Source organism: Nodularia sp. UHCC 0506, assembly GCF_034931045.1.
Taxonomy (GTDB): Bacteria; Cyanobacteriota; Cyanobacteriia; order Cyanobacteriales; family Nostocaceae; genus Nodularia.
This window is the reverse complement of record NZ_JAYGHH010000015.1, coordinates 17,977-29,312: the sequence shown is the minus strand read 5'-3', so window position 1 is coordinate 29,312 and position 11,336 is coordinate 17,977. Positions and strand designations below refer to the sequence as shown.

Sequence of the window (11,336 nt, the reverse complement as noted above, 5' to 3'; positions counted from 1 at the left end):
TGCTGAGTTCTGAGTAGAAACTAATTTAGATCAAGGCTTTCAGCAATCAACAACGTCCTAACTTCCTTGGCGGTTGCTATAAAAAAACTCATGATCTCCACATTCAGGTTCATGAGTTGCGAAAAATATTTAATTATCTCCAAAAATCAGGATTTGCTGCTGTTTACCGCTTCTGTAACCACTAACTCTGGTTGTGGCTGTTCTTCTTCTGGTAAGCCGAAAATCGATTTATATAACTTTACATACTGCTTGGCTGATTCATACCAACTAAAGTTTTGGCTCATACCACGTTTTTGTAATTCCTGCCATTGCGGTTGAAAACGGAAACCTTCCCAAGCACGAATCATACAGGTGAATAGGTCTAGCGGTTCATAGCGGTCAAAGCAATAACCAGTACCGGCAGCGTTCATGGGGTCGTGGTGCGATACAGTGTCAACTAATCCACCTGTGCGGCGAACAATGGGGGGACAACCATAACGCAAAGCCATCATTTGGCTGATACCGCATGGTTCAAAGCGGCTAGGCATTAAGAAGGTATCAGCACCAGCATAAATCCGGCGAGACAAAGAATCGTTATAGAGCAAATAAGTTGCCATGCGTCCAGGATAGCGGGATGCTAACTGCCACATTTGGGTTTCGTAGTTGCGATCGCCTGTTCCCAATAATACTAATTGAGCATCTGTATAAGCCATAAAGCGGTCTAGCATTTGCAATAGCAAATCAATGCCTTTTTGCTCTACTAACCGTGTCACCATGCCAATTAAAAAGGCTCTGCTATTCACTTCTAAACCCACTTCTTCTTGCAAAGCAATTTTGTTCGCCTTGCGTTTATCCAGGGTTTCAATAGTAAACGGTTGAGCCAAAGCTTTATCGTTTCCGGGATCGTAAACCTCAAGGTCTATACCGTTAATAATCCCCGATAACTTACCACTGATGAAAGATAATAAACCTTCTAGTGTTTCACCGTAAGCAGGAGTTTTGATTTGTTCGGCATAAGTGGGAGAAACTGTATTTACCCGGTCAGCAAACTGTACTGCTGCCGCCATCGTGTTATGTCCCTGCATATACCAAGGACACCAAGTAATTTTTTGTAAATACCAACTCCACGGCCCTTGATAAGCCAAGTTGTGAATTGTAAATACAGTGCTGATATCCGGGTCTTGGTGCATCCACACCGGAATCATTCCTGTGTGCCAATCGTGACAGTGGATAATTTGTGGTTTCCAGTAGTTCCAGCAGAATTCTGCTGCACCATTGGCAAACAAAGTGAATCGCCAATCTTCATCATCACCACTATAAATGCGGCGGGGCATAAAGGCAGGATGTCCGAATAAGTATAAGGGAACATCAGTACCAGGTAAAACGCTTTCGTAAACGTTAAAGTTCTGGAACATGGCAGATCCCTGCCAAATTGGTGCTTCAGGAATCTCCATTTTGTCTGGGAGGAAGCCGTAATAAGGCAAAAAGATGCGGACATCATGCCCCATTTTTCTCAAAATTTTGGGCAATGCACCCACAACATCCCCCATTCCACCCACTTTCGCAACGGGAGCTGCTTCTGCTGCAACGAATAGAATCCGCATGGTAGTTTTTATTCCCCGGTTCTGCTTATCAGTTATCAGTTATCAGTGTTTTACTGCTTACTGATTACTTATATAATCACATCTGCTTACTCAATAGCTTAGGAACCCCGTTGAATCTCGGTAAATATTTCCTCTAAAATTTCTTGTGCGCCTTGTTTCTTTAACAATGCTGCTAGTTCTGCCCCTAAGTTTTCGGCGTTTTTGGCAGCACCGGTTACAGTGTCTTTGACTAGTTTTTGACCATCGATGCTGGCAACTATCCCGGTAAGAGTTAAATTATCACCCTCTATTACTGTATTTACACCTATGGGTACTTGACAACCACCTTCGAGAATCCGCAAGAATGCTCTTTCAGCGAGACAGCGATCGCGGGTTTGGGTGTGTTCAATAGCTTTGAGCATGGTGATCAATTCATGATCTTCAGCACGGCATTCTATACCCAAAGCTCCTTGCCCGACTGCGTGGAGGGATATTTCTTGGGAAAGAATTTGATGAATGCGATCGCTCATTCCCAAACGCTCTAAACCGGCGGCAGCTAAAATTAAGGCATCATACTCACCAGAATCTAATTTTTTTAGGCGTGTATTCAAATTACCCCTAACATCTTTAAAGGTGAAATGGGGGAACTTGTGGCGTAACTGTGCCAGCCGTCTTAAAGAAGATGTGCCAATTACTGCACCTGCGGGCAGGGTTTCAATTTGTTTATCTTGATACTTCTCATGTACCACTAGGGCATCGGCTGGGTTTTCTCGTTCTGTAATTACTGCCAAAGTTAACCCGGATGGTAAATTAGTGGGTAGATCCTTCAAGGAATGAACTGCAAAGTCAATTTCCTGATTGAGCATTCCTACTTCCAACTCTTTAGTAAATAGTCCTTTGTCACCAATTTTGGCTAATGCTACATCCAAGATATTGTCGCCTTGGGTAGACATGGTATGAACTTCAAAAGTGATGTCTGGAAAGCTTTTTTGGAGTTGTTCTCGTACCCAATAGGTCTGAACTAGGGCGAGTTGACTTTTACGAGAACCAATGCGGATGGTGCGAGTAGGACTGGAAACAACTGAAGTCATAAAACAATAGGTCTAACCAGGCGATAAATTAATAGAAATACTTGGTATGCGGGCAACTCATTCACGAAGCGTTTAAAATTAGGCTCAATAGACTAGTCAAACACGTCAGATTTGCCTCTTACAAGTTCAGCACCTTTAGGGCTGAATGATTGACACTTATCTAGACTACCGCAGAGGGTGAGTCTCCGGATTGTTATTGTCTAATTGGGGTAAACTTTATTATTACTTTTTTTACATTTGTTTACATTTTTTGACTGAATTAACAACAAGTAACACTTGAGAGATCAGTAAAGCAGTCACAGGATAGAAGTGATAATTTTACGGTGATGTTATGAATAATTTGATATCTTATTGATTAAAACTTAAGTTTTCAACCCTATGAACCGTTCCGCTTGCCTTATCTTTAATCCAGTTGCGGGTCAAGGTGATCCAGAACAAGAACTGGAAGTAATTCGGGCATTATTAGAACCAGAATTTGATTTGGATATTTATCTGACAACACCAGAAGTTGATGCAGGTCAACTGTCTCAAGCGGCTGTAGAACGGGGTGTAGAAGCGATAATTGCTTCCGGGGGTGATGGTACTTTGTCAGCAGCAGCTATGGCTATAGTCGGCACTGATATCCCCTTTGGGATTATTTCACGGGGAACAGCCAATGCTTTCGCCGCAGCATTGAGAATACCCAACACCATTGACGCTGCTTGTCAGATAATTTTACAGGGAGAAACTAGGTGTGTAGATGCAGCTTATTGTAATGGTAAGCCTATGGTACTACTGGCAGGTATAGGCTTTGAAGCTGAAACTGTAGAAATGGCAGACCGGGACGCGAAAAGACGCTTTGGCATTATGGCTTATGTTTTAGCCGGTGTACAGCAACTGCGTAATTTACAGAGTTTTGAAGTAGAAATCGAAACTGAAGATAAAATTGTCACAACGACTGCCTCCGCAATAACAGTGGCTAATGCTGCTCCTCCTAGTTCAATCTTGGCTCAGGGGCCAGCCGGGATTATTTATGATGATGGATTACTAGATTTAACTATAGTGGCTCCAGAAAGTAAAGCCGGAGCGATCGCAGCAGCATTTCATCTATTGCAAACGGCTTCAACTAGTAGTGCGGTAGACCGAGATGATATTGGCTACCTGCGCGCAAATCGATTTAAAATCAAGGCTGAACCGCCTCAAAAGGTAGTTTTAGATGGTGAAATGATTGGCACAACTCCCATTGAAGTTCATTGTGTACCAGCAGGCTTGAAAATTTTTGTGCCTTTTGACCAAGCACTTAGTCCGGCGGAAAAGCTAGAGGGACTTCCTAATTTAACTATTGAGATGAAAAACTCGGATAAAGATTAGTTCGTAGTTCGTAATTCGTAATTCGTAGTTTGTAATTCCGATAATACAAGATTTATATGAATTTTAAATGGTTGCTTGATTTACGCCGTGCTGTACTAGAAGGAAGAAGGAAGAATTCAGATTTAGGAGTAAATTGTATTGAAACTCGTTTCTGATCCAGCGATCGCAAAAAAAATTAGTAAAATGCAGCAACGGGTAAAATGGCAAGACCCGTTAATTGTAGAGCGTGGAATTGACCAAACTCGCCTGGTTTTGGCGGATGATCACGCTGATGATCGTGAGTTTTCTTTTCTGGTTGCTGGTGATAGTGGTACTGGTAGCCACCGGGGACATCATCCTCAACGACAAGTTGCAGAACAAATGCTACCCCATCATTCTGAATGCAGTTTTATGCTGCACACAGGTGATGTGATCTATTTGGTGGGGTCGAGTGAATATTACCAGCAAAACTTTATCCAACCTTACCGGGAATTCCTTTTGGGTGGAGAAAATCCAGAAAAGATTGATTATGACCAAATGGTTTTCAATCTGCCCATTTTACCTGTACCGGGAAATCATGATTATTATGACCTCCCACTGGTCTTGAGTTTACTTTCTTTTACCACTTTACCCATCCGGCGTTTATTGCGATCGCAATTAAAACTAGATGTAGGCGTACATGGTTCTAGGAAAGGTAGTGCTTATGCAAAGGCATTTTTGGACTATCTCAAAGCGTTTCAGATCCCAGCAGATTTGGCGCAACACTTAGATAATTACTATACTGCTCAAACAGATACAGGTCGTTGTCTGAATTACCAACCGGGACGTTTTACCCGTTTACCAAATCGTTACTATACGTTTTGTTACGGGGGGATTGACTTTTTTGCCCTAGATTCTAATACATTTAATGAACCAGAACCAATACCTAAAAACCGTGAAGGCAGAGAACAGCGTAGAAGTTTAGAAAAACGCCGTCAAGATTTTGAGGAAGAAAAGCTGCAAATCATGGAAACCTCAGCCCAGCTAAATCCTGAAAATCCCAGCGACGCTGAAAAACTGGATGATTTACAAGGTCAAATATCACAAATTGAGGAATTGATTGTTGATATTGACAAGCAATTAAACACGGATAAAAACACCGTGACAGATATCGAACAACTGAAATGGTTAAAACAAAGACTAATTAAATCTTGGCAGAACGCAGATGTGCGGGGAAGGGTAATTTATTTTCACCATCCACCTTATGTAACTGAGGCGACAAAATGGCAACAAGCGCAAACTTTAGCAATTCGCGATCGCTTGCGTGGTGTACTGGATGCTGTCGCCGCAGAAGTTGGTAATTTGACACAGGGACGGCCTCTAGTAGATTTAGTTTTAAATGGTCATGCACATTGCTTAGAACACCTGGAAACTTTGGATACAGGACACGCTGACGCTAATATTCACTGGGTTGTTTGTGGCGGTAGTGGTTATAGTTTGCGTCGCCAAAGAAATGAAGGAGCTGATTTAAAAGAAACCGTGGGAGATACCAGTAAATTAGTAGCGCGATCGCATTTATTCGTCGGTCGTCATGGTCACGGTTCTAAAAAGCGGCGACCTTATTCTAGTTTACGCATCGATGTAACAGGTGATGCCCATCCTAAATTTATTCTCCGTCCTTTGGTAGCTGAATGGTATCAAAGACAATGGCATAATTACGAAATGCCATCTTTCACCATTTAAGCTCCCCTCCTCGCTTGCGGGGAGGGGTTGAATCACTGTCACAAAAATCACTAAATTTTTCCTGGGCTTTTACCTCTGGTGTCACCTTTTTCTGTCAACTTACCTTCTTGATTTTGATTAACTTCTTGCAGTTCTTCAATCCGTTCTGCGGAGTCTTTTATTGCCTGTTTTCGTGCGTCTCCACGCTTTTCATAATACATTTCTGGTTCCACAGCGTAATTATTCAATAGGCCTTCTTGGTCTACTGTGTAGCCATCAGTGGTGTTGATACTTTCTGTATTACTTTGATCATTTGTGGATACACCTTTCTGGTTTTCTTCTGTGGGCAGATTTTTATAGTTTTCGCCTTCTCTCTCTTTACGAGCCACAGTTTCAGCAGGTACTATTCCTCTATCATAAGTATCTACTTCTACACGTTCAGATGAATCTGTGGCATGATTAATTTTTTGATTAGCCATATATTATGATGCCTTGTTTAAATAACTGCCAGAACCAGATTATGTTAATCAAAATAATAAAACTACTATCTTTAGAAGTAATTAAGATGACAAGGCACTATTTTTTCTGCCTTTAGACATAGGCTAAATTTTAATTTAAAGCCACATTTTTCAAAATAGTCATTGGCCCTTGATCTTTGATCACCTGCATTTGTTCTTGATTTCGCACTAGCAATGCACCCGCAAATCCTAACGAATTTACAGATATAGAATCAAAATGCTCATGCGATCGCGGTACAATCATCATCCATTCTCGTGTAGCTAAAAGATTGTAATCACCTGATTGTCTGTTATCTTCAACTGCTTCTAAACCCACAGCACTCAATAAACTCTGATATAACTCCAGTGTTGCGGCTGCGGCTTTTAACGGTGAATTACTCCAAATGGGGTCTAATTTTGCTAAAGCATGGACAAAAGGCAAACCCGGTATAGTTGTTGTTACCGAATCTGTGAATTGTGCTAACTTCAGTAGCGGTTCAATAGGCATCTGTTCCCCAGATGGTGTTAGTGGTAAGGGGACTAATTGCAGATGTTTATGTGGCTGACTTGCACCAGCCAATTTACCACTGTTGTAGAACGCCAAACCTTCAACCTCAGCTAGACAGACCCACATAGCAACAAAATCTTCTAAAGTGAGTAATTTTTCCTGTTCCTCAAAGGCGCGGGTAATAATTAGCAGGTGATAGTCAACAACATTGAATTTGTTCAATAGACAAACATGAGTTTGAGAAATATCCGCAACGAATAAATCTTTTTCGTAGGGAAGAAAGGGATTAGTTTTATTCTTTTGCTGTTGCTTGGCTGTGTCTTTGCGGGTAAGATTGGCTAAAATTCTGACTAAAAATTTGATCCCATTCTGCTCGACAAATTCAAAATCTGTCGGTATTGACAGCAACGCACCACATTTCAAAGCATATTGAGTCTGCTCTTTGATGCTTTTCCACAAAGTGCCAGGTTTTAGTAATATTTTTGTCGGTGCGATTTCTTTTTTTTTCGGCATGGTGAAAGATTATATCAGTTTTCACTGATGAGTTATATAGAGATACTCATATTTGTAGGGACAAATAATCATGTACCTAGTAGTCTGTCAAATTTATTTTTACGGATAAAGGAGCAAACCACAAAGAACACAAAGAGCGCGAAGGAAGAAAAAACGCTATAGCGGTATGCACTTGAATGAAGTACATCATAGCAGAAGTAACGCGTCTCAAACCCTATTGATAAGGGGATCATATAATCGAAAATTGAAACTTACCCAATGCTAAACAAACTTCCATCATCCGTCTAAAAAATTGATTCTATTTCTCTGCTTGTTTGCGTTTACCTTTAATTCAAATTGTTGTGAATCTTGGTAGAGAATACCCAAATTTAATAAAGTTTCGGCATTATTTTGAGGAAAATCGGTGCGGATATAAACTTCTAAAGCTGTAGAATATCCTGTAAATCCTTAAATCCTGGATATCCTAGTTTATAATTGATCCAAGTGTAACTTTTCCATTTACCAAGGAGGAATCAGTCATGAAAGGATGGGAAACTTTAGATGCGATAGAAAGACAACCTGATAAAGTAAGTGGAGCATGGATATTTCGAGGAACAAGAGTTCCGGTGACTGCATTATTTGAAAATTTGCGCGATGGTGCAACAGTAGATGAATTTTTGGAGTGGTTTCCACCTGTGCAAAGATCACAAGTTGAAGCTGTACTTAATTATGAGCTTGAAACATTAGCTGCTTAGATGTGAAAATTCTTTTTTATCAGGGAACTCCAGTACCACTACGAAAATATTTAACAGATCATTCTGTAACAACAGCTTATGAAGAAGGATGGTCTAATTTATCAAATGGAGATTTACTAAAGGCTGCTGAAAATAAAGGATATCAAATACTTGTGATTTGCGTTATCAACAGAATTTGAGCGAACGTCAAATTGCAATTGTGGTTTTACTGTCAACTTCATGGCCAAAAATTCGGACACAAGTTGATAAAATTTGTTCTATTATTAATACCACTGAATTTTGTGATTATAAAGAAATATTTATCATCTAGTTCAATTTATTAAGTGATATCTATAGCGATCCTACCCATTACATGGAATTTTAAAATTTAGCGCTAACCCTGTACATCATAGTCCCCTCCTTGCTTGCACCGGAGGGGATTGGTGGTAAAGTTATTGTATTTTGCTTTTGCAAAACAATTTGAGGTTCTGAATTTTAGAAAAACATAACTTCACCCAATTCAGCAAATATTTGTTCAAACATCTCATCCACAGCATCTTGGTTCAATTGGCGCAGACTAACCGGGCCACAAAGAAATTCTTTAATAGTGATTTTTTGCTCTCGAAAGTCTTTCACAAAATCGCGAATAGCGGCGATTGTTTTAATTTCCGCTTCCACTTGTTTTGCCATGCTGCCAATAGCATCTATTCCTTCTTTCGCCGCTTTTCGACAATCAGAAACTATCGCGCCTTCTGGTGTATTTTTAACTAAGCGAAGTTCCTGCTTTAATGTCTCATATTGAGTTGCAAGAATTTCATTTTGCTGTTCTATTCTAGTGCATTGGCGAGTTAAGTCATCTTCACTATTATTATCAATAGATTTACCTGCTTGATGTTGCTGTTCAATTTCTAACAGTCGAGCCAAATCACCTTCTTGGTAAGCTTTGTTAATTTCCTTCATGATTTCGGTGTGACGCATTTGAGTTTCGCCATCTTTTACCTTATCTGGGTGAAATATTTCAGCTAAACTCAAAAATGTCTGCCGAATTTTTCGGGCTGCATCAGATTTGTTTCCAGCAGAAAAGTCTAAATCCGGCGACGCTTCTTGATATTGACTGTTTTCTTTGGTATGCGTGCCGAAAAAATTATCTTCTGGCTCATTAGTTTCAAATAGTTCGTCTAATTCTGTGTCTTCATCTTCTTGATGATGTTTGGGTTTGGGACTAATAATTCTGGCTATCTGGAGTTGGTAATAAATCGCTTCAATATCTTTTCTACTCTGCTTACCCAATTTTCTTAAAGTCAAGATTTCGTCAAACAGAGTATGAATTTCTCGGTCGATATCTACCAGTTTTTGGAACTTGGGATTACATCGGTTAAATATATCTGCGGCTAAAGAACGCATTTGTTCGACAAAATTGTTCAGTTCAGTCCGTTTTCTCTTAATTTGTTTCAATAGCCACTGGTGTTCTTTATCTAAAGTCTCTAGCCGGATATGGATAGACGAAAGCGCCAGTGTTGTTGTAGTTGGGGACTGGGATGAAGATGTTGATTTTCTCGGCATAAAACAGGCCAGTCTGAATAAGTTGACATCTTATACAGATCCTACCGCCAAAAGATTCAGTTTAATAAGTTAATTCAGGCGATCGCATGGGTAACAATTGCGGGAAACTGAAAGCAGATCATTAAGAGAGGAAAACCTAATGGGTTGGACTAAAGTTATTGCAGCCGACGCACTTGCACCAGAGGGCAGACAAGTGGTAAAAGTTGGCACACGGAAAATTTTGCTTTTGAACCATGACAGTCAGCTTTATGCTGTAGATAATACCTGTCCTCATTTAAAAATGCCCATGAAAAATGGGAAAATCACTGAAAGTGGCGCAATTGTTTGTCCTATACACCGTAGTGCTTTTGACTTAAGTACTGGTGAAGTACAGGATTGGTGTCCTTGGCCACCTGTTGTGGGCAAAGTCCTCTCCAAAATTTCCCAGGAAAAGACCCTACCAGTGTTCCCTGTGCGTGTAGAAGAAGGTAGTATTTGGATTGATGTAGAGGAATAGTAGCCTCTACTAAAAGAGTCAGGGGAGTAGGATGTGAGGGGCAGGGCTTACCGTATCACACAAGCCAAGCCCTCACCGAACCGCCCCCTAACCCCCAATTGTGGGAGAAAAAGAATTTTCCAATGCCCTGTTACCTTCCTGGACTAGTAAATTCACTTATCAAATCAGATTGTTATAGTTAAGATGGCACAGTTATCAGTAGAAAAGTAAATTATTATGCTCGAAAATCGTGACTATACACTAATTATCGACAAAAGCGGTAGTATGGCTACCCCAGATCAGAAAGGTGGCAGAACAAGATGGGTATCAGCACAGGAATCTACCTTAGCCTTAGCAAGTAAGTGCGAGCAATTTGATCCCGATGGCATCACTATCTATTTATTTTCTGGTAGATTCAAGCGCTATGATAATGTTACAGCCGCTAAGGTAACACAAATTTTTCAAGAAAATGACCCCTCTGGTACTACAGACTTAGCATCTGTGTTAAAACACGCAACTGATGATTATTTTCAACGTAAAAGTGCAGGTCAAACTAAGCCCAATGGTGAAATCATCTTGGTAGTTACGGACGGGGAACCTGATGATCGCAAAGCGGTAATGAAGGTAATTATTGAAGCTTCTCGCCGTATGAATAATAACGAAGAACTAGGTATTTCTTTCATTCAAGTGGGTACAGATGCACAAGCTACCCGCTTTCTAAAAGTCTTAGATGATGACCTCCAAGGGGCTGGAGCTAAATTTGACATCTGCGACACCATTACAATGGATGATATGGAAGATTTAAGTCTATCAGAAGTGCTACTCAATGCCATCATGGACTAGCAGCCGCAAGGCGAAAGTTAAAACCCTATTTACGCCGTGAATTACTAGCTTAAAAGAATGGATTCTCTTGATAAGCTGCTTGACCAAATCAAAGCTGAATATGATCAAGCCAAACCCGCAGCATCGCAGCCACAGAAAAATGCAACTAAATCAGTTACCCCAAAACCACCAAAATCGTTGTCTTTAGTCGATAGCCTTTTGGCAGAAGTTGGGGCTGATTTTGCAGCACAAGATAAAGCTGAAGAGTTAAAAAAACAGCAAGAACTAGAACAGGAAAAAATTCGACAAGCCCAAATCAAAGCCCAACAAATAGAAGCTTTGAAAGTTACAGCAGAAGCATGGTTAAAAAAATTAGACCCCTTTTCTTCAGAAGGTCTTTGGTTTGAAAAGTTTGCCGAAAGTTACCCTTCAAAATTAGAGGCGGCGATGGAATATTTAAAAGCAAACGGATAAACTCAAAATTAACTCCATTAAATTTGGCTGTAGTGCTATGGCAAAGCATCAAGCCAGTAGGGGCGGGTATGGCTATGCCAGCTATAGG

General features: G+C 40.5%; 12 protein-coding genes. 7 read left to right on the top strand and 5 right to left on the bottom strand.

Going from position 1 to position 11,336, the window contains the following annotated elements; all coding sequences use genetic code 11:
- Window positions 1–146: 146 nt before the first annotated feature.
- Window positions 147–1,583, bottom strand: coding sequence for a glycogen synthase GlgA (gene glgA / locus VB654_RS11360; protein ID WP_323213863.1), 1,437 nt, complete (start codon window positions 1,581–1,583; stop codon window positions 147–149).
- 98 nt (window positions 1,584–1,681) lie between these two features.
- Window positions 1,682–2,653, bottom strand: a complete 972-nt coding sequence (hemC, locus tag VB654_RS11355) for a hydroxymethylbilane synthase (RefSeq protein WP_323213861.1) — start codon at window positions 2,651–2,653, stop codon at window positions 1,682–1,684.
- 378 nt (window positions 2,654–3,031) lie between these two features.
- Between hemC and VB654_RS11350 the strand changes: the two genes are divergently transcribed.
- Together VB654_RS11350 and VB654_RS11345 are read left to right on the top strand one after the other, a co-directional pair.
- Window positions 3,032–4,003, top strand: a complete 972-nt coding sequence (locus VB654_RS11350) for a YegS/Rv2252/BmrU family lipid kinase (RefSeq protein WP_323213859.1) — start codon at window positions 3,032–3,034, stop codon at window positions 4,001–4,003.
- Between the two features lie 138 nt (window positions 4,004–4,141).
- Entirely contained in the window at window positions 4,142–5,704 is a 1,563-nt protein-coding gene (locus VB654_RS11345) for a metallophosphoesterase (protein WP_323213857.1), read from the top strand.
- 50 nt (window positions 5,705–5,754) lie between these two features.
- Here VB654_RS11345 and VB654_RS11340 read toward each other — a convergent pair whose 3' ends face one another.
- Together VB654_RS11340 and VB654_RS11335 are read right to left on the bottom strand one after the other, a co-directional pair.
- Window positions 5,755–6,162, bottom strand: coding sequence for a hypothetical protein (locus VB654_RS11340; RefSeq protein ID WP_323213856.1), 408 nt, complete (start codon window positions 6,160–6,162; stop codon window positions 5,755–5,757).
- A gap of 130 nt (window positions 6,163–6,292) precedes the next feature.
- Window positions 6,293–7,201 (bottom strand): ATP adenylyltransferase family protein, encoded by a 909-nt coding sequence (locus VB654_RS11335; protein WP_416235675.1) that lies wholly within the window; start codon window positions 7,199–7,201, stop codon window positions 6,293–6,295.
- 518 nt (window positions 7,202–7,719) lie between these two features.
- Between VB654_RS11335 and VB654_RS11330 the strand changes: the two genes are divergently transcribed.
- Window positions 7,720–7,935 carry a DUF433 domain-containing protein gene (locus tag VB654_RS11330; protein ID WP_323213854.1) on the top strand — a complete coding sequence of 72 codons (216 nt, stop codon included), beginning with the start codon at window positions 7,720–7,722 and terminating at the stop codon, window positions 7,933–7,935.
- Between the two features lie 2 nt (window positions 7,936–7,937).
- On the top strand, window positions 7,938–8,114 hold the full coding sequence (locus VB654_RS11325; RefSeq protein ID WP_323213852.1) for a hypothetical protein: 177 nt from the start codon (window positions 7,938–7,940) through the stop codon (window positions 8,112–8,114).
- A gap of 295 nt (window positions 8,115–8,409) precedes the next feature.
- Here VB654_RS11325 and VB654_RS11320 read toward each other — a convergent pair whose 3' ends face one another.
- Window positions 8,410–9,477 carry a J domain-containing protein gene (locus VB654_RS11320; RefSeq protein WP_323213850.1) on the bottom strand — a complete coding sequence of 356 codons (1,068 nt, stop codon included), beginning with the start codon at window positions 9,475–9,477 and terminating at the stop codon, window positions 8,410–8,412.
- A gap of 139 nt (window positions 9,478–9,616) precedes the next feature.
- Between VB654_RS11320 and VB654_RS11315 the strand changes: the two genes are divergently transcribed.
- The 3 genes from VB654_RS11315 (at window position 9,617) to VB654_RS11305 (ending at window position 11,248) form a co-directional block, all read left to right on the top strand.
- The gene (locus VB654_RS11315; protein WP_323213848.1) at window positions 9,617–9,973 is read left to right on the top strand and encodes a Rieske (2Fe-2S) protein; all 357 of its coding nucleotides are present in this window, start codon (window positions 9,617–9,619) and stop codon (window positions 9,971–9,973) included.
- A 216-nt stretch (window positions 9,974–10,189) separates the two neighbouring features.
- On the top strand, window positions 10,190–10,795 hold the full coding sequence (locus VB654_RS11310) for a VWA domain-containing protein (protein WP_323213845.1): 606 nt from the start codon (window positions 10,190–10,192) through the stop codon (window positions 10,793–10,795).
- A gap of 57 nt (window positions 10,796–10,852) precedes the next feature.
- Complete coding sequence (locus VB654_RS11305; protein ID WP_323213843.1) at window positions 10,853–11,248, top strand: salt stress protein, Slr1339 family; 396 nt, start codon at window positions 10,853–10,855, stop codon at window positions 11,246–11,248.
- Window positions 11,249–11,336: the final 88 nt, after the last annotated feature.